Origin of the sequence: Paenarthrobacter sp. NEAU-H11, from assembly GCF_050573415.1 — a bacterium.
Taxonomy (GTDB): Bacteria; Actinomycetota; Actinomycetes; order Actinomycetales; family Micrococcaceae; genus Arthrobacter.
Genome location: NZ_JBNZGA010000015.1, coordinates 76,834 through 99,816, shown reverse-complemented (window position 1 = coordinate 99,816; position 22,983 = coordinate 76,834). Strand labels below are relative to the sequence as shown.

General features: G+C 65.7%; 22 protein-coding genes. 3 read left to right on the top strand and 19 right to left on the bottom strand.

Going from position 1 to position 22,983, the window contains the following annotated elements; translation table 11 throughout:
- The first annotated feature begins 89 nt into the window (after positions 1–89).
- Positions 90–1,343, top strand: coding sequence for an IS256 family transposase (locus ACQ3DC_RS17195; protein WP_259460236.1), 1,254 nt, complete (start codon positions 90–92; stop codon positions 1,341–1,343).
- Positions 1,344–1,621: 278 nt separating this feature from the next.
- Here the strand turns inward: ACQ3DC_RS17195 and ACQ3DC_RS17190 are convergent, their stop codons facing one another.
- The 12 genes from ACQ3DC_RS17190 to truB form a co-directional block, all read right to left on the bottom strand.
- Complete coding sequence (locus tag ACQ3DC_RS17190) at positions 1,622–2,134, bottom strand: DUF1579 domain-containing protein (RefSeq protein ID WP_323057605.1); 513 nt, start codon at positions 2,132–2,134, stop codon at positions 1,622–1,624.
- Positions 2,135–2,197: 63 nt separating this feature from the next.
- Positions 2,198–3,541 carry a M16 family metallopeptidase gene (locus ACQ3DC_RS17185; RefSeq protein WP_430752811.1) on the bottom strand — a complete coding sequence of 448 codons (1,344 nt, stop codon included), beginning with the start codon at positions 3,539–3,541 and terminating at the stop codon, positions 2,198–2,200.
- A 219-nt stretch (positions 3,542–3,760) separates the two neighbouring features.
- Complete coding sequence (locus ACQ3DC_RS17180; RefSeq protein ID WP_157242566.1) at positions 3,761–6,019, bottom strand: polyribonucleotide nucleotidyltransferase; 2,259 nt, start codon at positions 6,017–6,019, stop codon at positions 3,761–3,763.
- A gap of 243 nt (positions 6,020–6,262) precedes the next feature.
- Complete coding sequence (gene rpsO / locus ACQ3DC_RS17175; RefSeq protein ID WP_321215859.1) at positions 6,263–6,532, bottom strand: 30S ribosomal protein S15; 270 nt, start codon at positions 6,530–6,532, stop codon at positions 6,263–6,265.
- 181 nt (positions 6,533–6,713) lie between these two features.
- Positions 6,714–7,973: a kynureninase gene (gene kynU, locus ACQ3DC_RS17170; RefSeq protein WP_157238592.1), complete on the bottom strand. Its 1,260-nt coding sequence runs from the start codon at positions 7,971–7,973 to the stop codon at positions 6,714–6,716.
- Positions 7,970–8,824, bottom strand: coding sequence for a tryptophan 2,3-dioxygenase (gene kynA, locus ACQ3DC_RS17165; protein WP_323057607.1), 855 nt, complete (start codon positions 8,822–8,824; stop codon positions 7,970–7,972). Before kynA ends, kynU begins: the two co-directional genes overlap by 4 nt.
- Before the next feature lie 26 nt (positions 8,825–8,850).
- Entirely contained in the window at positions 8,851–9,834 is a 984-nt protein-coding gene (locus tag ACQ3DC_RS17160) for a bifunctional riboflavin kinase/FAD synthetase (RefSeq protein WP_157238593.1), read from the bottom strand.
- Between the two features lie 134 nt (positions 9,835–9,968).
- On the bottom strand, positions 9,969–10,340 hold the full coding sequence (locus ACQ3DC_RS17155; RefSeq protein WP_157238594.1) for a helix-turn-helix transcriptional regulator: 372 nt from the start codon (positions 10,338–10,340) through the stop codon (positions 9,969–9,971).
- Positions 10,341–10,361: 21 nt separating this feature from the next.
- A complete protein-coding gene (locus ACQ3DC_RS17150; RefSeq protein ID WP_430752810.1) occupies positions 10,362–11,393 on the bottom strand; it encodes a TerC family protein in 1,032 nt (343 codons plus the stop codon).
- A gap of 235 nt (positions 11,394–11,628) precedes the next feature.
- Entirely contained in the window at positions 11,629–12,096 is a 468-nt protein-coding gene (locus ACQ3DC_RS17145; RefSeq protein WP_321215855.1) for a hypothetical protein, read from the bottom strand.
- 19 nt (positions 12,097–12,115) lie between these two features.
- A complete protein-coding gene (locus ACQ3DC_RS17140) occupies positions 12,116–12,469 on the bottom strand; it encodes a hypothetical protein (RefSeq protein WP_321215854.1) in 354 nt (117 codons plus the stop codon).
- Positions 12,470–12,471: 2 nt separating this feature from the next.
- The gene (gene truB / locus ACQ3DC_RS17135; RefSeq protein WP_430752809.1) at positions 12,472–13,410 is read right to left on the bottom strand and encodes a tRNA pseudouridine(55) synthase TruB; all 939 of its coding nucleotides are present in this window, start codon (positions 13,408–13,410) and stop codon (positions 12,472–12,474) included.
- 88 nt (positions 13,411–13,498) lie between these two features.
- Here truB and ACQ3DC_RS17130 point away from each other — a divergent pair, with 88 nt between their 5' ends.
- Positions 13,499–14,656, top strand: a complete 1,158-nt coding sequence (locus ACQ3DC_RS17130) for a pyridoxal phosphate-dependent aminotransferase (RefSeq protein ID WP_430752808.1) — start codon at positions 13,499–13,501, stop codon at positions 14,654–14,656.
- Positions 14,657–14,675: 19 nt separating this feature from the next.
- On the opposite strand, the gene trxA is transcribed toward ACQ3DC_RS17130, so the two are convergent.
- Both trxA and ACQ3DC_RS17120 read right to left on the bottom strand, forming a co-directional pair.
- Entirely contained in the window at positions 14,676–15,113 is a 438-nt protein-coding gene (trxA, locus tag ACQ3DC_RS17125; protein WP_430752807.1) for a thioredoxin, read from the bottom strand.
- A 2-nt stretch (positions 15,114–15,115) separates the two neighbouring features.
- On the bottom strand, positions 15,116–15,601 hold the full coding sequence (locus ACQ3DC_RS17120; protein WP_321215852.1) for a nucleoside deaminase: 486 nt from the start codon (positions 15,599–15,601) through the stop codon (positions 15,116–15,118).
- A gap of 182 nt (positions 15,602–15,783) precedes the next feature.
- On the opposite strand from ACQ3DC_RS17120, the gene ACQ3DC_RS17115 reads away from it, so the two are divergent.
- A complete protein-coding gene (locus ACQ3DC_RS17115; protein ID WP_323057612.1) occupies positions 15,784–16,917 on the top strand; it encodes a ScyD/ScyE family protein in 1,134 nt (377 codons plus the stop codon).
- A gap of 77 nt (positions 16,918–16,994) precedes the next feature.
- Here the strand turns inward: ACQ3DC_RS17115 and rbfA are convergent, their stop codons facing one another.
- From rbfA to rimP, 5 genes are all read right to left on the bottom strand, one after another.
- The gene (rbfA, locus tag ACQ3DC_RS17110) at positions 16,995–17,504 is read right to left on the bottom strand and encodes a 30S ribosome-binding factor RbfA (RefSeq protein WP_157238601.1); all 510 of its coding nucleotides are present in this window, start codon (positions 17,502–17,504) and stop codon (positions 16,995–16,997) included.
- Between the two features lie 247 nt (positions 17,505–17,751).
- The gene (infB, locus tag ACQ3DC_RS17105) at positions 17,752–20,667 is read right to left on the bottom strand and encodes a translation initiation factor IF-2 (RefSeq protein ID WP_321215850.1); all 2,916 of its coding nucleotides are present in this window, start codon (positions 20,665–20,667) and stop codon (positions 17,752–17,754) included.
- 152 nt (positions 20,668–20,819) lie between these two features.
- A complete protein-coding gene (locus ACQ3DC_RS17100; protein WP_430752806.1) occupies positions 20,820–21,161 on the bottom strand; it encodes a YlxR family protein in 342 nt (113 codons plus the stop codon).
- Positions 21,162–21,340: 179 nt separating this feature from the next.
- Positions 21,341–22,321, bottom strand: coding sequence for a transcription termination factor NusA (gene nusA, locus ACQ3DC_RS17095; RefSeq protein ID WP_104997387.1), 981 nt, complete (start codon positions 22,319–22,321; stop codon positions 21,341–21,343).
- A complete protein-coding gene (rimP, locus tag ACQ3DC_RS17090; protein ID WP_321215848.1) occupies positions 22,321–22,935 on the bottom strand; it encodes a ribosome maturation factor RimP in 615 nt (204 codons plus the stop codon). The genes nusA and rimP overlap by 1 nt, the downstream gene beginning before the upstream one ends.
- Between the last annotated feature and the right edge of the window lie 48 nt (positions 22,936–22,983).

Sequence of the window (22,983 nt, the reverse complement as noted above, 5' to 3'; positions counted from 1 at the left end):
CGGGACTGTCTGAATAACGGTGTGTGGAGTCCGGCCTGATCCGAAAGGAGACGGCCGTGTCAGAGTCCACGTCCGAGATGGCAGGGGTGATGATCGATCCTGTGACGGGAGAGATCATCGATCAGAAGGAGCTTGCGGAGCGGTTGCTCGCGCAGGCCAAGGAGCAGGGCGTGAGCCTGGTAGGCCCGGGCGGGCTGCTGAACCAGCTCACGAGGAATGTGCTGGAGACCGCTCTGGAAGCCGAGCTGACAGAGCACCTCGGCCACGAGCACGGCCAGACACCGATCGCAGCCAACATGCGCAACGGCACCAGGTCAAAGACCGTGTTGACCGAGATCGGTCCGGTCGAGATTGAGGTGCCCCGGGATCGGGACGGCTCGTTCGCGCCGGTGATCGTGCCCAAGCGGAAACGGCGTCTGGACGGGATCGACCAGATCGTGCTCTCCCTCTCTGCCCGAGGGCTGACGACCGGGGAAATCGCCGCCCACTTCGAGGAGGTCTACGGGGCCAGAGTCTCTAAAGACACCATCAGCCGCATCACGGAGAAAGTCGCCTCGGAGCTGGCCGAATGGTCGGCCCGGCCTTTGGATCCGATCTATCCGGTGCTGTTCGTTGATGCGGTCGTGGTCAAGGTCCGTGACGGGCAGGTGCGCAACACCCCGTTCTACGTCGTTATGGGCGTCACCACCAATGGGGAGCGGGAGATCCTGGGCATCTGGGCCGGCGACGGTGGCGAGGGTGCCCGGTTCTGGCTGCAGGTCTTCTCGGAGCTGAAGAACCGGGGCGTGGAAGATGTGCTGATCGCCGTCTGCGACGGGCTCAAAGGCCTGCCGGAGGCGATCACGACCACGTGGGAGCGGACGGTGGTGCAGCAGTGCATCGTGCACCTGATCCGCAACAGCTTCCGCTACGCCGGACGCCAGCACCGCGACGGCATCGTCAAGGCGCTCAAGCCGGTCTACACGGCCCCGTCCGAGCAGGCGGCGAAGGACCGGTTCGCCGAATTCACTGCCGAGTGGGGCCAGCGGTATCCGGCCATCGTACGGCTCTGGGAATCCTCCTGGGCCGAATTCGTGCCCTTCCTGGAGTACGACGTGGAGATCCGACGGGTCATCTGCACGACGAACGCGATCGAGTCGATCAACGCACGCTACCGAAGGGCGGTGAGGGCCCGCGGGCACTTTCCGAACGAGACCGCTGCCCTGAAATGCCTATACCTGGTCACCAGATCTCTTGATCCAACCGGCGGTGGCCGTGCACGCTGGGTGATGAGGTGGAAGCCTGCGCTAAACGCGTTCGCTATTACCTTCGCTGGCCGGTTCGAAAGAACCACTCAACAATGAAAACCGGCCGGACTCCACACACCGTTTATCGGACAGTCCCCTCCAGCCGGCGGAACTTCCGCTTGAAGATCCAGTGGGCGACAACTTTGTGGATCCCGAGGTCTTTTCGCAAGAGGATTCTGTATGGGTCGACTTCTACGCCATGCCCCCGAAACTGCCCGAGGACCCGCTCAAAGAGTGGGAGTGGGGCTTGGTGCACTACTGACGTCGCTTTGAACCTGACTGAATCTGCCGCCATCTGGATCAGCCGTCATTTTGGTGTGCTTCGTCTGACCGCGTCAGCTCCGCTGGAACGACGACGTCATGAAGGGAACATAGGCCGGGCCGGTCCCGTCGTCCCCGCCGGACCCGTCCGTTGTGGTGCTTGTGGTCTTGCCGCCACGGGTTCGTAGCTCCGTGATGTGGGTGAGTACGTTGCCGTCGACGCGCAACGTATGGCGGGTCCACCCGGCACCGCCCCGGCGTTCCACCCTAAGGGCGCCGTCATGCCACGTGCAGCGGGCGGCGGCTGCAGGTGCCGGGCCCGCATTATCCACGTAGTACCAAAAAACATCCTGGTGATCCGGGTCGACAGTGAAGATCCCGTGGCCTTCGGAATGCGTCCCGTCCGGTTCCAGGTGGCGGTAGCTCTGGACGACGGCAGATCCGCCAGCCACCGGGGTGTAGGTCACCTCGGCGTCGACGGTCCGTTCGGGCCCCCAGGGACCGGCGGCGAACCGGGTACTCCCCCGCCAGCGGCCCAGGAAAGCGGCCAGAGCTCCCGGCGCACGGCTGGGAGGGGTCCGTTCCACTGTCCCCTCACCTCCAGAGCCAAGTCCTGCCGTTTGCGAGCTAAGTCCTGCCGTTCCGACGCGTCAGAGTCCGAACGTTTCCGTCTCCTCGAATGGTCCGACGACGGTCACAGTCCTGGGAGCGGCAGCGAGTTCGGCCGCCAATTCCTGGACCTGTTCGGTGGTGACAGCTTTGATCAGGCGCAGGGTTTCGTCAATGTCCTGGTACTCGCCGGACACAAGCTCGGCCCGGCCCAGCCGGGACATCCGCGAACCGGTGTCCTCCAGGGCCAACACGATCCCGCCGCCCAGCTGGCCTACCGCCTTGCGGAGTTCGTCCTCGGCGATGCCGTGCTCAGCCAGCTTGTCCAGCTCAACAGCGAGCAGGTCCAGCACCTGCCGTACCTTGGACGGCGTGCAGCCGGCGTACATGCCGAAGTAGCCGGCATCGGCATAGGAGGAAGCGAAGGAGTACGTGGAGTACACCAGGCCGCGCTTCTCGCGGATCTCCTGGAACAGGCGTGAGGACATTCCCCCGCCCAGCACGGCATTGAGGACGCTCATGACGTAGCGCCTTTCGTCCGTGGCCACGATCGTGGGGCAACCCATGATGATGTTCGCTTGCTCCACGGCGCGCTTGACGACGTGGAGCCCTGCGGTCCCGGCGATGAGGGCACGTTCGGTGGACCGGCGTTCCACCGGCGCCGCATCGGACTCAAGTGACCAGCCGGCAGACTCAAGCGCATCCACCACAAGGCCGCAGACGACGTCGTGCTCCAGGCCGCCGGCTGCGGTAATCACCAGTTCGTCCGGCCGGTAATAGCGCTGGTAGTGCTCCCACACAGAATCACGGGCCACCGCCTTGATGGCATCCGGTGTGCCGCCAATGGGGCGTCCGAGGGGATGGCTGCCCAGGACGGCTGAGACAAAGTGTTCGTGGGCGACGTCCGTGGGGTCGTCGCTGTCCATGGCGATTTCCTCAAGGATGACATCGCGTTCCTGCTCCATCTCGGCAGGATCGATGACGGCGCCTGTGATCATGTCTGCAATGACGTCGATGGCCATCGGCAGGTCGGAGTCCAGGACCCGTGCGAAGTAGCACGTGCTTTCCTTCGCCGTGGCCGCGTTCGACTCGCCGCCCACCTCGTCAAATGCAGAGGCGATCTCCAGCGCAGTCCGGCGCTTGGTTCCCTTGAACAGGAGGTGCTCGAGGAAATGCGTTGAGCCGTGCTGGCCCGGGGCCTCATCGCGGGAGCCGACCCCCACCCAAAATCCGATGGTGGCCGACCGCTGCCCGGGCATCGCCTCGGTCAGTACCCGCACTCCGCCGGGCAGCACCGAACGCCGCACTTCGGAGCCGCCGTCGGCCCCGTGGACCAGGGTATCGCCGCGGTGGTTCTGCTCAAGCGGCAGGGGTACAACAGTCATTGAGGCCTTTCAAGAGGGGCAGCCGGGATCTGGCTGCCATCGTAACAGCGGCGGGGCCGGTGGATCATCCACGGCCCCGCCTCTTCATGCTGCGGGCGAGCCCGCTGTGCGGTGTGCGGGCCGGGGGGGTGGGGGCGCTGCGACTCCCGGGGCGGGGGGGGGCCCCCCCCCCCCCCCCCCCGCCTCTTCATGCTGCGGGCGAGCCCGCTGTGCGGTGTGCTAGACCTCTGCGCCTTCAGCGGGCTCCGTGGCGTGAACGCGCTCGGTCTCCCCGGCGCCCTCCTCTTCAGCCACTACCGGAGACAGCGACAGCTTTCCGCGGTCATCGATCTTGGTGATTTCCACCTGGACCTTCTGGCCCACCGAGACAACGTCTTCGACGTTGTCCACGCGCTTGCCGCCTGCGATCTTGCGCAGCTCGGAGATGTGCAGGAGGCCGTCCTTGCCCGGGGTCAGCGAAACGAAGGCACCGAAGGTGGTGGTCTTGACGACCGTACCCAGGTAGCGCTCGCCGATTTCCGGGACCTGCGGGTTGGCAATGGCGTTGATGGCGGAACGCGCTGCTTCTGCAGACGGGCCGTTGGTGGCGCCAATGTAGACCGTGCCGTCGTCCTCGATGGAGATGTCGGCGCCGGTGTCTTCCTGGATCTGGTTGATCATCTTGCCCTTGGGGCCGATGACCTCGCCGATCTTGTCCACTGGGATCTTCACGGCGATGACGCGCGGTGCGAACTCGGAGAGCTCGTCCGGGGTGTCGATGGCCGAATTGATGACCTCGAGGATGTGCAGGCGTGCCTCGCGGGCCTGCTTCAGGGCTGCTGCCAGCACGGAAGCGGGGATGCCGTCGAGCTTGGTGTCAAGCTGGATGGCGGTAACGAACTCGGAGGTACCGGCAACCTTGAAGTCCATGTCGCCGAAGGCATCTTCGGCACCAAGGATGTCGGTCAGCGCAGCGTAGCGGGTCTGGCCGTCCACCTGGTCGGAGACCAGGCCCATGGCGATGCCGGCGACGGCGGCCTTCAGGGGCACACCTGCGTTCAGCATCGAGAGGGTGGAGGCGCAAACGGAGCCCATGGACGTCGAACCGTTGGAACCGAGGGCTTCGGATACCTGGCGGATGGCGTACGGGAACTCCTCGCGGGACGGCAGGACCGGCACGAGCGCGCGCTCAGCCAGGGCACCGTGGCCGATTTCGCGGCGCTTCGGGGAACCGACGCGGCCGGTCTCGCCGGTGGAGTACGGCGGGAAGTTGTAGTTGTGCATGTAGCGCTTGGTCTTCACCGGAGACAGCGAGTCGATCTGCTGTTCCATCTTCAGCATGTTCAGCGTGGTGACGCCCATGATCTGGGTTTCACCACGTTCGAAGATGGCCGAACCGTGAACGCGCGGCAGGACCTCGACCTCGGCGGTGAGCTGGCGGATGTCCGTGAGGCCACGCCCGTCAATGCGGATCTGGTCCTTCAGGATGCGCTGGCGCACAACGTGCTTGGTGACAGAGCGGAACGCTGCGGACAGCTCCTTCTCGCGGCCTTCGAACTGGCCGGCGAGGGAGGCGGTGACCTCGTCCTTCAGGGCGTCCGAAGCGTTGTCGCGCTCCTGCTTGTCCGCGATCTGGAAGACAGCGGCGAGCTTCTCAGCGGCAGCGGCCTCGACGGCGGCGTAAACATCGTCCTCGTAGTCCAGGAAGACCGGGAATTCAACGGTCGGCTTGGCAGCGCGGGCGGCGAGGTCGGCCTGGGCTTCGCACAGTGCCTTGATGAACGGCTTGGCAGCCTCGAGGCCCTCGGAGACAACCTCTTCGGTGGGGGCGGTGGCGCCCTGTTCCTTGATGAGGTTCCAGGAGTTGTCGGTGGCTTCGGCTTCGACCATCATGATGGCGACGTCGTCACCGGCAATGCGGCCGGCAACCACCATGTTGAAGACGGAGTGCTCCAGCTGGGAGTGCTTGGGGAAAGCCACCCACTGTGAACCGTTTTCGTCAGCAACCAGGGCAACGCGGACGCCGCCGATGGGGCCGGAGAACGGCAGGCCGGACAGCTGCGTGGACATGGAGGAGGCATTGATGGCCACCACGTCGTAGAGCTCGTCCGGGTTGATCGCCAGGACGGTGACCACGATCTGGACCTCGTTCCGCAGGCCCTTGATGAAGGCGGGGCGCAGCGGGCGGTCCATCAGGCGGCAGGCCAGGATGGCTTCGGTGGACGGGCGTCCTTCACGGCGGAAGAACGAGCCCGGGATGCGGCCGGCAGCGTACATGCGCTCTTCGACGTCGACCGTCAGCGGGAAGAAGTCAAAGCCTTCACGCGGGTGCTTGCCTGCAGTGGTGGCGGACAGCAGTGCGGTGTCATCGTCGATGTACACCATGGCTGCGCCGGCTGCCTGCTTGGCAAGGCGGCCGGTTTCAAAGCGGATTACGCGCTTGCCGAAACGGCCATTGTCAATGACTGCTTCCGAGAACTGGATTTCGGGACCCTCCAAGAGAGTCACCTCCGTTTCTGTTTTACGGAAGTCCAGCCGCATCAACCCAGCCAGCATCTGTCTACTGGCCCTGCACCCGGTCATCGATCGAGACCCACGGGCCGCCGGCTTCAGTCAACGAAGCCGTTCCCGGGGATCACTACCGAGGACCGCGAATGCGTGATGCGGTTGATCCTCCTGTTTAGTTTTTCTTTTGAAGAAGGCGGCCCGTTCCATGCTGGAATGGGCCGCCCCTAAGTCCGACTAGCGGCGCAGGCCGAGGCGCTCGATGAGCGAACGGTAGCGGGCGATGTCAGTCTTCTTGAGGTAGCCCAGCATGCGCTTGCGACGACCAACCATGGCCAGCAGACCGCGCTGGGTGTGGTAATCGTGCTTGTGCTCCTTCATGTGCTCAGTCAGATCCTTGATCCGCTGGGTCAGGACGGCAACCTGGACCTCCGGCGAACCGGTGTCGCCTTCGCCGGTTGCGTATTCCTTGATGATGGACTGCTTTACAGCGGCGTCAAGTGCCACAATAACTCCTAGGGATGTGCCGTGAGGGCCCAGGTCAGTAACTCACTGCCGGGTCTGCCGCCGCAGCCGTTGCCGGAAAACCGGGGCGGGCCGTACGCAACAGGAACCAGCCGCCACGGACTGCAGCTGGATCCATCGTCCAGTTTACCGGCCACTGCCTAATGTTGTCGAAACAGCCCCGTTATCCCTGCAGGCAGTCCCGCATCGCCTCCATGCCCCGCAGAACCTCCCGGTAGCTGGTGCTCAGCGGCGAAAGGCCCACGCGGATACCGCGCGGAGCGCGGAAGTCCGGGATCACGTCCCGGTCCCACAGCGCCTGAACTGTCGCCTTGGTGAAATCCGGATGGTCGATGGTGATGTGGCTGCCGCGCTCTGCCGGATTCCGCGGTGAGGCAAGTTCAGCGCCCAGCGGCGCGAGCCAGGCATCAAAGACCTCGACGGCGAAGGCCGTGAGCTTCTCCGACTTGGCCCGGATGGCGGCCATGGACGCTTCTTCAATGACATCGAGGGTGCCCTGCATGGCCAGCATCCCGAAAATCGCCGGCGTTCCGCTGAGGAACCCGCGGATTCCGGCTGCCGGCTCATAGCCGGCAGCCATTTCGAACGCGTCCTTGCGACCCATCCATCCCCAGATCGGCTGGTTGAGCGACGCCAGGTGGCGCTGGTTCACGTACGCGAAGGCCGGCGACCCCGGTCCGCCGTTGAGGTATTTGTAGGTGCAGCCGGCGGCGAAGTCGGCGCCGGCACTGTCCAGGGCGATCTCCACTGACCCCGCGGAGTGGCACAGGTCCCACACAACCAGCGCGCCGGCGTCGTGCACTGCGGCCGTGATGGCGGGGAGGTCCGCCAGGTGGCCCGAGCGGTAGGCGATCTGGCTCAGGAGTACGACGGCGGTACGCGGCCCGGTTGCCTGGCGCACCTGTTCGACGGTCACCCCGGCGGCCGGATCCGCCTGGATCCAGCGCAGGGTAAGTCCCTCCTCCAGTGCGATGCCCTCGACGAGGTACCGGTCCGTGGGGAAGTTTTCGGTGTCAAGGACCAGCTCGTTGCGGTCCGGATCGGCAACCGCTGCGAGGGCGGCACGGATCAGCTTGTAGAGCACCACGGTGGTGGAGTCGGCGATGATGGTCTGGCCCGGCGCGGCGCCGAGGACTGCCCGTCCGAGCTGGTCGCCGATGGACTGCGGCAGGCCCAGCCACTGCTCGTCCCAGCCGCGGATCAGCCGCCCTCCCCAGTCGTCGCGGATGAAGGTTGCGATGTCCTCCGCGGTCCGCTTCAGCGGCCGGCCCAGTGAGTTTCCATCGAGGTAGGACACGGCCGTGTCGGTGCCGATGAAGTGCTCGCGGTAGTGCCCCAGCGGATCCTCCCGGTCGAGTTCCGCGGCCCGTTGCTGCAACTGCTCCGCAGCCGGCGCAGCTGCATTCTCCTGGTGGATGCTCATTGTCCGATCTCCGTCCTGACAGCGAAAAGTTCCGGGAAGAAGGTCAGTTCGAGGGCCTTCTGGAGGAACGCAGCACCGCTGGATCCGCCGGTCCCGGATTTCATGCCGATGGTCCTTTGGACGGTCCGCAGGTGCCGGAAGCGCCACAGCTGGAAGTTGTCTTCCAGGTCCACCAGTTCCTCGCAGGCCTCGTAAGCCCCCCAGTTGCCCGCCGCGTTCTCGTAGATGTGCTTGAACAGCGGCACCAGTTCCGGCGTGTACTCGTGCGCTTTGGTGACGTCCCGTTGCAGGACGGACGCCGGCACATCAAAACCCTGCCGGGAGAGGTAGGCGAGGAATTCGTCGTAGATGCTGGGAGCCGCCAGCAGTTCCTCAAGCATGGCGTGCGCCTCCGGGTCCGACTCGAACACCGGGAGCATCTTGCGGTTCTTGTTGCCCAGCACGAACTCCACTGCGCGGTACTGGCTCGACTGGAAGCCGGAGGAATTGCCGAGGAAGCCGCGGAATTGGGAGTACTCGGTGGGGGTCAGGGTGGCCAGGACGGACCACTGCTCGGTGAGGGTTTTCTGGATGTGCTTCACCCGGGCAATGCCTTTGAGCGCCGACCCCAGGTCGTCTGCCCGGAGCCAGGCGGCGGCGCTGCGCAGTTCATGGAGCACCAGTTTCAGCCACAGTTCCGTGGTCTGGTGCTGGATGATGAAGAGAAGTTCATCGTGGTGTTCGGGCTTGCTGACCGGCTGCTGCGCGCTCAGGAGGGTTGGCAGCTGCAGGTAGGACGCGTAGCTCATCCGCGAGCTGAAGTCGCGGACAATCCCCTTGTCCAGCTTCCGGGTGTTCTTCTCGACGGACACGGGTACTGCCTTTCGTTGGTGGCGGCCTAGCGCCTGGCCAGCAGCCCGTGTGCCTGGATGACGTCCAGGCGCATCTGCTCCACGAGTGCCTCCGGCCCACGGTAAGCCACCATGCCCCGGAGCCGGGCAACAAATTCCACAACTACTGTCTGGCCGTAGAGATCGAAGTCCTCCACGTCCTCCTTGGGCCGGTCGATCACGTGGGCCTCCACCTGGCGGCTGACGCCGTCGAACGTGGGGTTCGACCCTACGGAAATGGCCGCGGGCCAACGGGTACCGGCCTGGTCCACCAGCCAGCCGGCGTAGATGCCGTCGGCTGGGATCAGGCCGCTGGCGTTGCTGGCGAGGTTGGCGGTGGGAAAGCCAAGTGCGCGGCCGCGTGCGGCGCCGTGAACAACCTCGCCGCGCATCCGGTGCGGACGCCCCAGGACAGCGGACGCCGTGGCGACGTCGCCTTCCTGCAGGGCCTCCCGCACCCAGGTGGAGGAGCAGCGGCGGTCCGTGCCGTCGTCGTCATGCAGGGGGTAGCCCTCAGAGCCGAACTCGCTGATCACCTGCACCTCAAACCCGAACTTCTGGCCGAGGGCCTTCATGGTGTCCAGGTCCCCCGAATTGTTGCGTCCGAAGCGTACGTCGTGGCCGATGACCACATGGCCGGCGTGCAGGCAGTCCACCAGGTACTGCTCCACGAACTCTTCAGGGGTGAGGCTGGCCAGGTCCAGCGAATACTTCATGACCAGGATGGCGTCCAGGCCCAGCTCCCCCAGCGCCTCGAGCTTGTCCTGCAGGCCCATGATCAGCTCGGGCGCGGACTCGGGACGGTGGACCAGGGCCGGGTGTGGATCGAAGGTGACCACAACAGCTTTGGACCTTGTGATCCGGGCCGTGCGGACCAGTTCGGAGAGCACCTGCTGGTGTCCCCGGTGCACTCCGTCAAAGTTTCCGATGGTGACAACAGATGGGCCGAAGTCCGCCGGGACCTCGGACGGATCGTTCCAGATGTAGACCATCACCCTCGCCTTAAACGCTTGCAAGTATCAATGTTCGGGCCGGTACCGGCCGCGGAACTCTCTAAGATTACCTGCATTCGCCTGGCCAACTTTGCCAAGCCGGGCGGGTGCCGGGAAAGCAGCGGGTTTGGCTGTTACGGTTCCGCCGGTGCCGCCGGAGCATCGCCCGGCGCAGCGGCTGTGAACAGGCGGATCAAGCCGTCCACTTCCTGCGCGGCAGTGGCGGGATGCCGGAAGTGCTGGTGGGGCCGGATGGTGTAGTGGGTCCTGCGCCCCACCCTTGTCCGCAGCAGATAGCCCGCACTTTCAAGGTCCTTGAGGATCTGCAGGGCGGCCCGGGTGGTGATGCCCACCCGCTCAGCGATGTCTGCAACCAGGATGTCCGGCTCCTGTGCCACGGACAGCAGGACATGCCCGTGGTTGGTGAGGAAGGTCCAGGCAGGCCGGGCAGGCCCGCCTGGACCCGGAGCCTCCTGACCGCTGTCGGCGGAACGTTCAGCTGTCATGGATGCTCCATCGTTTGGGGGTCACAGGTGGCTGGACCTGTTGGGCTGCCTGCGCCGCCACAGCGGTTCCAGGGCTTCCAGGTCCTCGGGGGCGGCGGATCCAAACGGTGCGCGCTCCGGTGCGGGCAGCGGCCGGCGCTCCTGGCCCCGTGTTGCCCACAGGCTGGCCCCTATCGACACGGAGAGGATCGCGGCAATAACTGCCAGGGACACCGGAGTGGGGATGTAGTAGATATCGATCTTCAGGAACATCTTGATGCCCACCCAGATCAGGACGAGGGCCAGGCCGGTCTTCAGGTAGATAAACCGGTGGATAAGGTCCGCCAGGAGGAAGTACATGGCGCGAAGGCCCAGGATGGCGAAGGCATTCGCGGTGAACACCAGGAACACGTCATCCGTGACGGCGAAGATGGCAGGAATCGAATCGACGGCGAAGATGATGTCAGTCGCCTCAACGAGGACCAGGACCGCGAGCAGCGGAGTGGCCAGGAGCACGCCGCGGCGCCGGATCAGGAACCTCTGCCCGTGGAAGTCGTCCGTCATGGGCACGTGCCGTCGGAAGAACTTCAATGCCCGGGACTTCTCCGGATCCACGTGGTCGTTACGGTGCCGGATCATTCGGTAGCCGGTGATGAGCAGGAACGCGGCGAACAGGTAGAGCACCCACCCGGCGCTGGCGATGATGGCGGCGCCGGCCGCAATGAAGATGCCTCGGAACACCAGGGCACCGAGGACACCGAAAAACAGGACGCGGTGCTGGTACTCCCGCGGTACGGCGAAGTACGTGAAGATGATTGCCCAAATAAACACGTTGTCCACGGCGAGGGACTTTTCAATCAGGTAGCCGGCAAAGTACTGCTGGCCAAACTCCGCACCGTACAGCTGCCACACCAGGACACCGAAACCAACGCCAAAGGCCACCCAGACGGCGGACCACAGCGCCGCCTCCCGCACGCCGATCACGTGCGCCTTGCGGTGGGCAAAGAGGTCCAAGGCAAGCATCAGGACGATAAAGAGCAGGACAGCCAGCCAGCCCCACAGGGGAACATACATGAAGGAACCCACTTCCAGTCAGATAAACCAACCGGAGGTCTTTCCCGGCTCCCGCGGGAGCCTGCTTCACCGGGCCGCTCAGGGGCGGCCGGACTGACGACGAAGCATTCGGGGATACTCCCCTCCATACGAAATAGTGAAGCAGACTTCATGTGTCCGGACAAGGGTTCTTGACGAGGTTTCCGGACGAAGTTTCAGGCGCCTTTCGCGGCCGCGGCCTGGTGGAAAGAGTGCCTCAGGCAGCAGCCCGTGCACCCGGGCGCCGCCGGTACAGCCATACCAGGCCCAGGACGGGCAGCAGCAACGGAATGAAGGCGTAGCCCCGGCCGAACAGCGACCAGACCGTCTCGTGCGGGAACTGGACGGGGTCGAAGAGGCTCAGGGCGCCCACCACCAGCACGCCCACCAGTTCAACCAGCACCGCGGCAACCGAAACCTTGAACCAGGTGGTGCCGGCTTTGGCCAGCGACACGGTGGCCACCACGTACACGAGGGCCGCGAAGGCGGACAGCAGGTAAGCGAGCGGAGCCTCTGAGAACTTGGTGAGGATCTGGTAGCCGGCACGGGCGGACGCCGAGATGGCAAAGACGGCGTACACAGCGATGAGCAGCCGCCCCGGGCCGGTATTGCGGCTGTTGACGCCGGCTTGGCTGTTGCCCGGGGTGTGCCCTCCGGCGGCGCTTGTTGCCTGCTGGTCTTTCACGTTGTGTGCTTCTTCCACTTCAGTACCAGATCTGGTTCATGCGGGCCGCCATCACCAGTGCGGTGACGCCGACGGCGGCCAGGACAAAGTTACTCCATCTGGTCCGCTCCAGGATGGACCAGTAGACGGCAGCCGGCGGCAGGAGCATGGCCGTGACCAGGTACCCCCAGAATTCCCATGCCTCGCCGGCGATGGGTTCGCCGGCGATGACCCGGATGATCGAGCCCACCAGGTAGACCAGGAGGGAGACCTCCACCGCCGCCACGGACAGGATAGTGACGTCGTTCGGCGCCTTCTTGAGGATTCCTGCCGTGAGGCACACGCCCGTGGACAGGAGCCCGACCACCAGGATGATGTAGAAATAGGCGTCCACGCTCAGCCTTCACCGGGGGTGCGGGTTGCGGAGCTGCCGTTGCCCGGGGCAAACACCAGCACGGGCTTGGCGAAGCTGCCGGCATCGGCAAGCAGTGCCACCAGGCTCCCGTCCGGTGCGAAGGCGGCGGCCGGGTGTTCGGCGGTGGCCGCCGCGGGACTGCCCGGGGCGGCGCCGGCAGCGATCCTCCGGCCGAAGGAGATCTCGGTGGCTTCCTCCGCGGTCAGCTCACGGTTGGGCATCAGTGCCCGGGCAGCCTGCGACATTTCCAGGACGTTGAGTTCCTCGGCGAGCTGCTCGAGCGTGCGCGCCTGTTCCAGGGAGTACGGACCCACATGGGTCCGGCGGAGCGCGGTCAGGTGCCCGCCCACTCCCAGCGCCTTGCCCAGGTCACGGGCGAGGGCGCGGATGTACGTTCCGGAGGAGCACTCCACGGTGACGTCCAGGTCCATGACGTCCGCTTCCGGGTCCCGCCGGATGCCGTGCACCTCGAAGCGGTGGATGGTGACGGGGCGGGCGGCAAGCTTCACATCCTCACCCGAGCGCACCCGGGCGTAGGCCCGTTCACCGTTGATCTTGATGGCGCTGACACTGCTGGGCACCTGCTGGATGTCGCCTGTGAGCGCGGCGACGCCGTCGTGGATTGCCTGCTCACTGACCCCCGAAGTGCCTGCCGTGGCAGTAACTTCGCCTTCGGCGTCGTCCGTGACGGTGGTCTGGCCCAGCCGGATGGTGGCGGTGTAGGTCTTGGAGGTGCCCACGATGTAGGTGAGCAGCCGGGTGGCCTTGTTGATGCCCACCACCAGGACGCCCGTGGCCATGGGATCGAGGGTTCCGGCGTGCCCTACTTTCCGGGTACCTGCAAGGCGCCGCATCCGGCCAACCACGTCATGGCTGGTCCATCCCTGCGGCTTGTCCACTATCACCAGTCCAGAAAGCACGCCTCCCAGTATATCGGCGCTGGTTGATGCCCCGGCGCACGCCCTGCAGCAACCTGCAGCGGCCTGCAGCGGCGCTAGGATGGCAGGCATGCCTGAGCTTGCCGCCCATGTCCGCGACGTGCCCGTCAACCAGATCCGCGAGATCACCGAAGCCGCGTGGCGGACTCCCGGCGCCCTGGTGCTCAGCATCGGCGAACCCGGCTTTCCGCTCCCCCGGCACGTCCTGGATGCAGGCATGGCGTGCCTGGACAGGGACGAGACCAACTACACCCCTAACGCGGGCATCCCGGGGCTGCGCGAGGCGTTCGCGGCCCGGTTCCGGGAGCAGCAGGGCTGCGACATTGCCGCGGACCGGGTGTATGTCGTGGACGGGGCGCAGCAGGGCCTGCACTTTGCCATGAGCCTGCTGCTCTCCCCCGGTGACGAAATCCTGGTCCCCAACCCTGGCTATCCCACGTTTGCCATGACCAGCCGCCTGCTGAACGCTGTTCCGGTGGGTTATCCGTTGTACCCGGACCACGGCTTCCAGCCCAGGCCCGGCGATATCGAGGCGCTGGTGACCGGCCGGACACGGGTGCTGGTCCTGAACTCTCCATCCAACCCGCTCGGCGCCGTGCTGGCGGAGGACCTCACCCGCGACCTGATGGACCTGGCCCGCCGGCACGATCTGTGGGTCATCTCTGATGAATGCTACGAGGCGTTCACCTACGACGTGCCACACATCAGCCCTGCCAGGTTCGACGGCGATACGCCGGAAGATGCCCGGGTCTTCACTTCGCTGACCCTGTCCAAGGCGTACGGGCTCACCGGGCTGCGGATCGGGGCGCTGATTTGCCCGCCCGGGATCAAGCAGGAGATGGACAACGTGATGGAGTCGATCGTCTCCTGCGTCGCGTCACCGTCCCAGTACGCCGCGCTCGCCGCCCTGACCGGACCGCAGGACTACGTCCAGCACGCGCACCGGCACTATCGGGCAAACCGGGACGCCGCATCCGCCGTCCTCGATGCCAAGGGAATCCCCTACCTGAAGGCACAGGGAGCCTTCTATTTGTGGGCGGATGTTTCCCACGCCAGCGGCGGGGACGTCCGCAGCTGGGTGCGCCGCTTCCTCGCGGATTCCGGCGTTGCCCTGGCGCCGGGGACTGCATTCGGTTCCATCGGCGAGGGCTGGGTCCGGGTTGCGCTGTGCGGAAAGCAGGATGACCTCGTAGAGGGCCTGAACCGGCTGCCCGGCCGTCACGGCTGAAGGGGCCGGTCCGGCCCGGCTAGCTCCGGCTTCCGGACAGGGCTCGGTCCAGCCACGTCCGCAGCGCCTCCGCGGGAGCAGCCCCGGCCTGGCGCGCTACCACCTTGCCGTCCACCAGGACCATCAGCGTGGGAATGGCCTGCACGTCGAACCTCCGGGACAGGCCCGGCGACTTGTCGACGTCCACCTTGACGAGCTTGATCCGGCCCGGCCGTTCCCTGGCCAGCTTGTCCAGCACGGGGCTGACCATCCGGCAGGGGCCGCACCAGGCCGCCCAGAAGTCCACCAGCACCGGAACGGGCGATTGCTCGGCGACGGCGGAAAAGTCCGCGTCCCCCGCGTCCACAATCCAGGGCAGGTCAGCTTTGCAGTTGCCGCACCGCGGCCGGCCGGCCGCCTGCGCCGGGACCCGGTTGGTCTTGCCGCAGGCCGGGCAGGCAGTGAGCGCAGCTTCCATTCCTAATACTCCTTTTTGTCTTCAAACGCGCCCCATGCCTGGAACGGCGCGTCCGACGACGGGATGTCGCTTCGGGTGACGGGCAACAGTTCCGGCCGGGTCCCGTCGAAGTACTCGTAGAAGACGGCGTCGTCGAAACCGGCCGCGGCCGCGCCATGGCGGTCTGCGGCGAAATGGACGCGGTCGATCCGGGCCCAGAGCGCGGAGGCAAGGCAGAGCGGGCAGGGTTCGCAGCTTGCATAGAGGACCGCTCCCTGCAGGTCATAGTTGGCTATCGCCGTTGCTGCCGCCCGAATGGCCACCACTTCGGCGTGGGCGGTGGGATCGTTGTCGCGGGTGACGCGATTAACGCCTTCGTGCACCCGCCCGTCCGCCGTCACAACAATCGCTCCGAACGGTCCGCCTCCTTCGCCGACGTTCCTGGTGGCCAGTTCCACGGCCTGCTCCAAGTACCTTGCGGTGTGGTCAGTGTCATTCGGCTCGGTCATAGCTTGATCCTAGCCAAGGGGTTGGCGTTAGGGGACGAAATAGGGGGCGGAATAGGGGGAAATCGCGGCGACAAACCGGCGGTCGGGGGCATACTCTTTCGGCCAGGGGTCCCTGAATCATTTCCTCCCGTTAGGCTTCATATCCCGGCCCACTTTTTGGGCGCCAACCCCGGAGTACCCAAATGACGAGAAGGCTAACCATCATCGCCTGCGTGGCGGCTGCAGCCGTCATCGCACCGGCAGCTCCGTCCTGGGCCCGCGACGAAGCCCAGGACCAGGACGTCCTGGCCGACGGCCTCGTTTCGCCCCTGCATCTGGCCGTGGGAACAAACAAGTCGGTCTACGTCACCCAGGACTTCGCGGGGACGCTGAGCCGCGTGGACCGTGACAGGACTGTCGATGCCGTTTACCAGGCTCCGGAAGGCTGGGGCGTGGCCGGGGTGGAAACACGTGGCGCCACGGCCTTCTTCCTTGAAGCCAAGGGGGCCGGCCAAGGTGTGCCGGCGGCGTTGGGCGGGTACCTGAAATCGATCCGCCCCGGAGGCGAGGCCGATACCATAGCGGACCTCGCTGAATACGAGCGGACCATCAACCCGGACGCCGGCCAGCATTACGGTTTCGCCTCCGGCACAAGCGGCCAGTGCCTTGAGGAAGCCGCCGGCATCCCGGATGCCCCGCCGCCCCAGTACACAGGCGCCCTGGATTCAAATCCGTACGCCACCTACGTGCAGGCCAACACGGCCTACGTGGCTGATGCCGGAGCGAACGCAATCCTCAAGGTCAACATCAGCTCGGGCGACATCACCACACTGGCGGTCCTGCCGCCGCGGCCCGCAGTGCTCACGGCGGAAGCTGCGGCCACGCTGGGGGCGCCTGGCTGCGCAGGGTTCGAGTACGCATTCGAGCCTGTTCCCACGGATGTGGAAATGGGTCCGGACGGCTGGCTCTACGTGTCGTCCCTGCCCGGCGGCCCGGAGGTCCCCTCGCTTGGTGACCGCGGCGCGATCTTCAAGGTCAATCCCTGGACCGGCCAGACGAAGCTCTGGGTCGACTACATCCTCAGCCCCACGGGCCTGGCAGTGGCGAATAACGGCGACGTGTACGTTGCATCGCTTTTCGGCAACCAGATCCTGAGGTTCATCGCATCGAAGGGACACCGTACCGAGTTCCTCGCAGTCGAATCACCGGCGGACGTCGAGATCCGCGGGGGCACGCTGTACGCCACGGTGAACGCATTGGCTGGACCCCCGCACGGTCCCGGCGGGGCGCCCGCAGGGCCGCCGGCCGGGAAGGTCATCGAGGCCGACCTCCGCTAGCGGGCGATAGAGATCTTCTGGGAAGCAGAAGGCCCGGACCACACATAGCGGTCCGGGCCTTCTGCTGCGCTCAACGGTTACTTGTGGCCGTCTTCGTCGAGTTCCTCGTCGTCACCGAGGTCAAGGTCCTCTTCGTCGAAGTCGTCCTCGTCGATGTCCACATCAGCGGAAGCGTCACTCTTGTAGGGGTCGGCGTCGCCCGCGTGCTTTGCCTGGGCGGCAAGCGCGGCCACCTCGGCGTCACGCTTCTTGGCCTCCCGCAGCAGTTCCTCCAGGTTGGAGGCAACCACGGGAATCTGGTCGGCGACGAATTCGAGGCTGGGAGTCAGCCGGACGGTGATGTTCCGGCCCACCTCCTGCCGGAGCACACCCTTGGCCTTCTCCAGTCCCTTGGCGGCGTCAGCCTGGACAGCCTGGTCGCCAAAGACGGTGTAATACACAGTGGCATGCTGCAGATCATTGGTCACCCGGGCATCAGTGACGGTAATGCCCTCCAGCCGAGGATCCTTAACCTTCCGGCCCAGGGCCTCAGCAACAACAACCTTAATCCGCTGCGCCAACTTGGCAGCACGTGCCGGATCAGCCATGAACAACTCCTAAAGAAAAAAATTTGGGACGTACGACGGCGCGAGGACAGTTCCGCTTTTGAGTTGCCTTCACTGCCGCGCGCCTTGGTAAGTCAGGGACGATGCCGGAGAGTTTTGGGGGCGCCCGGGAGTGGCATCGGGCCTACCGGAGCTGGGCGGCAGAGGATCGCAAGATCCTTTGCCGCCCAGCGTAGGGGCGGGGCGCCCCCAAAACTCGGAGGCTCCCGGCCGCTAGTGCGAAACCAGCCTAAACGCGCGGCTTCTCACGCATCTCGAAGGTTTCGATGATGTCGCCTTCGTTGATGTCGTTGTACGACCCAAGGCCGATACCACACTCGAAGTCCGTGCGGACCTCGGTGGCGTCGTCCTTGAAGCGCTTGAGCGTCTCAACGGTGAGGTTGTCACCGATGATCTTGCCGTCGCGGCTGATGCGTGCCTTGCTGTTACGGCGGATGATGCCGGAGCGGACGATCGAGCCTGCAATGTTTCCGAACTTGGAGGAGCGGAAGACTTCGCGGACCTCGGCGGTACCCAGCTGGAATTCTTCGTATTCCGGCTTGAGCATGCCCTTGAGCGCCATCTCGATGTCATCAATTGCGGAGTAGATGACGGAGTAGAAGCGCATGTCCACGCCTTCGCGGTCTGCCAGTTCGGCAACGCGCTCGGCAGGCTTGACGTTGAAGCCGATGATGACGGCGCTGTCCACTGTTGCCAGGTTGACGTCGTTCTGCGTGATGGCACCAACACCGCGGTGGATGACGCGCAGCTGCACGCCTTCGCCGACGTCGATCTTGAGCAGGGCGTCTTCGAGGGCTTCCACGGCACCGGACACGTCACCCTTGAGGATGAGGTTGAGGGTGTCGATCTTGCCTTCGGCGACGGCCTGGTCGAAGTCTTCCAGGCTGATGCGCTTGCGGCGCTTGGCCAGTGCGGCGTTGCGGTCCGCGGCTTCGCGCTTCTCGGCGATCTGGCGGGCGGTGCGCTCGTCAGCGGTCACGAAGAAGGTGTCGCCTGCACGCGGGACGTTTGACAGACCCAGCACCTGGACGGGGCGGGACGGGCCGGCCTCGGTCAGGGCGCTGCCGTCGTCGTCGAACATTGCGCGGACGCGGCCGTGGGCCGTGCCTGCAACGATGGTGTCGCCGACGCGCAAGGTACCGGACTGCACCAGGACGGTGGCAACCGCACCGCGGCCCTTGTCCAGGTTGGCTTCGATCGCGATACCGCGGGCGTCCTTGTTCGGGTTGGCGCGCATGTCCAGGGCAGCGTCCGCGGTGAGCAGGACGGCCTCGAGCAGCTCGTCGATGTTGAGGTTCTGGCGGGCAGAGACCTCCACGAACATGGTGTCGCCACCGTACTCTTCCGGAACCAGGCCGTACTCGGTCAGCTGGCCGCGGACCTTGTCCGGGTTGGCGCCTTCCTTGTCGATCTTGTTCACGGCCACAACGATCGGCACGTTGGCCGCCTGTGCGTGGTTGAGGGCTTCAACGGTCTGCGGCATAACGCCGTCGTCCGCTGCGACCACCAGGATGGCGATATCGGTGACCTTCGCACCACGGGCACGCATGGCGGTGAACGCCTCGTGGCCCGGGGTATCGATGAAGGTGATCTTCCGGTCGTCGCCTTCATGGTTGTGCGTGACCTGGTAGGCACCGATGTGCTGGGTGATTCCACCGTGCTCGCCGGCCATGACGTCGGACTTGCGGATGGCATCGAGCAGGCGGGTTTTACCGTGGTCCACGTGGCCCATGACGGTGACAACCGGAGGACGGGCCTCAAGTTCTTCGTCGCCTTCGGCTTCGAGCTCGGCATCGAAGTCGATGTCGAACCCGGACAGCAGCTCGCGCTCCTCGTCTTCCGGAGACACAACCTGGAGCTTGTAGCCCAGCTCCTCGCCCAGCAGGGCAAAGGTCTCTTCATCCAGCGACTGCGTGGCCGTGGCCATTTCACCGAGGTGGAAGAGGACAGTCACCAGCGCGGCGGGGTTTGCCTCGATCTTGTCGGCGAAGTCCGTGATGGACGAGCCGCGGCGCAGCCGGATCACAGTGTTGCCGTCGCCGCGGGGTACGCTCACGCCACCCAGCGACGGGGCACTCATCTGCTCAAGTTCCTGGCGCTTTGCACGCTTCGACTTGCGCTGCTTGCCACGTCCGGCGCCGCCCTTGCCGAAGGCACCCTGGGTACCGCCGCGGCCGCGTCCGCCCTTGCCGAAGCCACCGCCGGCGGGAGCACCGCCGCCGCCACCGGGACCACCGGTTCCTGGAGCGCCGCCCGGGCGTCCGGGACCACGGCCGCCGGCACCGGGACGTCCCGCACCGGCCGGAGCCGGGCGCTCAGTACGGTTGGGCATCATGCCCGGGGTGGGACGGTTTCCACCGGCACCACCTGGCCGCGGTGCACCCGGACGGGGACCGCCTGCACCTGCTGCGGGACGGGGGCCACCTGCACCTGCCGCGGGGCGGGGGCCGCCCGGACGGGGACCGCCTGCACCTGCTGCGGGGCGCGGACCACCGGGACGGTCGCCGTCAGTACGGCTTCCACCCGGACGGGGCATGCCCTGGGAGGTGGCAAACGGGTTGTTGCCGGGACGGGGAGCACGCTCGCCGTCGCCGCCACGGCCGCGGGGCATGCCCTGGGACGTAGCGAAGGGGTTGTTGCCCGGACGGGGACCGCCGGGACGTGGTGCCGAGCTGCCCTGCCCTGAACCGCCGGAGCGGGTGGGTGCAGCAGGGGTTTCGGCTTTGGGTGCCGGCCGGGCGCCGGGCTTTGCCCCGGTGGTCGGAGCGGCCTGGGCAGGGGCGGCCGGGGCAGCCGGTGCGCTGGCAGCGGGTGCTGCCGGAGCAGCCGCCTGTGCCGGTGCTGCCGGAGCGGCGGGGGCCGGTGCCTGCGCCTGCGGAGCGGGAGCCTTGGGGGCGGCCGGTCCGGGAGCGGGGGTTGAGGGGCGTGCTTCTGCCGCCGGGGCGGGAGCCTTGGGGGCTGTTGCCGGAGCTGCTGCCTTGGGGGCGGCATCCGGGAAGGCGTTGCGCAGCTTCCGCACAACGGGGGCCTCAATGGTGGAAGAGGCGGAGCGAACAAATTCGCCCAGTTCCTGCAGTTTTGTCACTGCATCTTTGGAAGTAATACCGAGCTCTTTTGCGAGCTCGTGTACGCGGACCTTGGCCACATTTCTCCTGTCTCGGTCCGCACCGAGCCAGGCACGAACCGTCTACTTCTTACTGCGGGCCCAAGCCGCGATTACTGCAGCAGGGCCCATTGCAGAGCGCAACAAAGTTGTCATCGTTACGCACTCATCGCTGGGAACTCATCGGGTTTCCATCAGATTTCTGACCCGCTTTCAGGTTGGACGGTTGGTGTTGCAGTTACCGGAGCGCCTGCAACGTACGCGCCTGACTTGATCCGGCGTTCGACGGCGGCGGTACCGGCCGCGCCCCCCAGGGCACGTCCGAATGCACGCCGCTTGATGGCCAGAGCCAGGCACGATTCGCTGGGATGCAGCCATGCACCCCGGCCAGCCATCCGGCGTCGTTCATCCACCAGGACAGCGGTTGAACCGCTGCCTTCGGCGACGAGCCGGAGTAACTCAGACCTCAGCCCCTTCTTTCGGCATCCGATGCAGGTACGCTCCGGCTGATTCCCGCTTGCTACTGGCACGGTCATCTTCCTGACGTTCATACTTGCTGGCCGCAGACGGCCCACTCCGCGGTAAGCGGAACGGGCACGCCCAAGGCGCACGACTGCCGGCCGTTAGGCGCGGTCTTTACTATTCTAGCCCCTCCCGGCCGTTCTGCCCGAAACTGCGGGGGCGTTTCCGGCGCGGGAGGACGGCGGGAGGCCGCCTAGTTGTCCCGGGCCTGGGCGGCGTCGGACACGATGTCAATCCGCCAGCCGGTGAGCTTGGCCGCCAGCCGCGCGTTCTGGCCCTCTTTGCCGATTGCCAGGGAGAGCTGGTAGTCCGGAACCACCACGCGGGCGGACCGGGTGGCCTCATCGGTGATGGTGACGGAATTCACTCGCGACGGCGACAGCGCGCTGGCAATGAAGGTAGCCGGATTCTCGCTGAAATCGACGATGTCGATCTTTTCGTCGTTGAGCTCGTTCATGACGGCGCGGACACGCGACCCCATCTCGCCGATGCAGGCACCCTTGGCATTGATGCCGGGAACGTTTGCCTTAACCGCAATCTTGGTACGGTGGCCGGCTTCCCGGGCCAGTGCCACGATCTCGACGGAGCGGTCGGCGATCTCCGGCACTTCCAGTTCAAAGAGCTTGCGGACCAGGCCGGGGTGGGACCTGGACAGGGTGACGGACGGGCCCTTTGAACCACGGTGGACGTCAATGACCAAAGCGCGCAGCCGGTTGCCGTGGATGTATTTCTCCCCGGGAACCTGCTCGGGCGGCGGCAGCAGCGCTTCGACGGAGCCCAGGTTGACCTGGATCATGTGGGGGTTGTTGCCCTGCTGGATGGTGCCGGACACCAGCTCGCCTTCGCGGCCCTTGAATTCGCCCAGCACGTTGTCGTCCTCAACGTCACGCAGGCGCTGCAGGATGATCTGGCGAGCGGTGCTGGCAGCGATCCGGCCGAACCCCTCAGGGGTGTGCTCGAACTCACCAATGGGGGCGCCGTCGTCGTCAATCTCCACAGCCCAGATGGTCACGTGGCCGCTCTTGCGGTCCAGTTCGGCACGGGCCTTTTCGAAAGCGCCGGGCGACTTGTGGTAGGCCACCAGGAGCGCTTGCTCAATGGTGGGGATCAGGAGGTCCAGCGGAATTTCACGCTCACGCTCCAGAAGTCTCAGTGCGCTCATGTCAATATCCATCAGGCCTCCTCAGAAGGTCCATTGTGTTCAGGTTCCAGACCGTCCTCAGAGAGGTGGCTGAATTCGATCTCGACTTTTCCGTTGCGGATCCTGTCGAAAGGAAGCTTGATGGGATCGCCCTGCTTGGGCTTCATGCCCTTTTTCACGGCGATCTCCGGGATGATCGTCACTCCCCCGTCATCCACTGACTGGATGCGGCCGGTGACGTTGTCCCCCTGGACAACATTGACCTTGACCATGCGGCCCTTCGCGCGGTGCCAGTGGCGCGGTTCGGTCAGGGGGCGCCCCACGCCGGGCGAGGAAACCTCGAGATCGTAGGGCCGGCCGTCGTCGGCGGGATCGTTGTCCAGGACGTCGGACAGGACTCTCGAGATGTCGGCAATGACATCAAGGCCGACGCCGCCGGATTCCTCCTGCGGCAGGTCCACGACGACGTGGACCACCCGGTGGGAACCCGCCAGGATGGCCACGTCCTCCAGGTACAGGCGGTTCGCCTGCACCGCTGGTTCAAGGAGCGCGCGGAGGCGGGCAGCTTCGGGGTTGTTTGCGGGTGCGGCATCAGCCTTACCCGTTCCGGTCAGGTCCGATGAAGCCGTGGCTTCTGAATTGCTCACGATGCCCGCCGCCTCCCTATAGATGATGTTGTGTGTACTAGCGTAGCT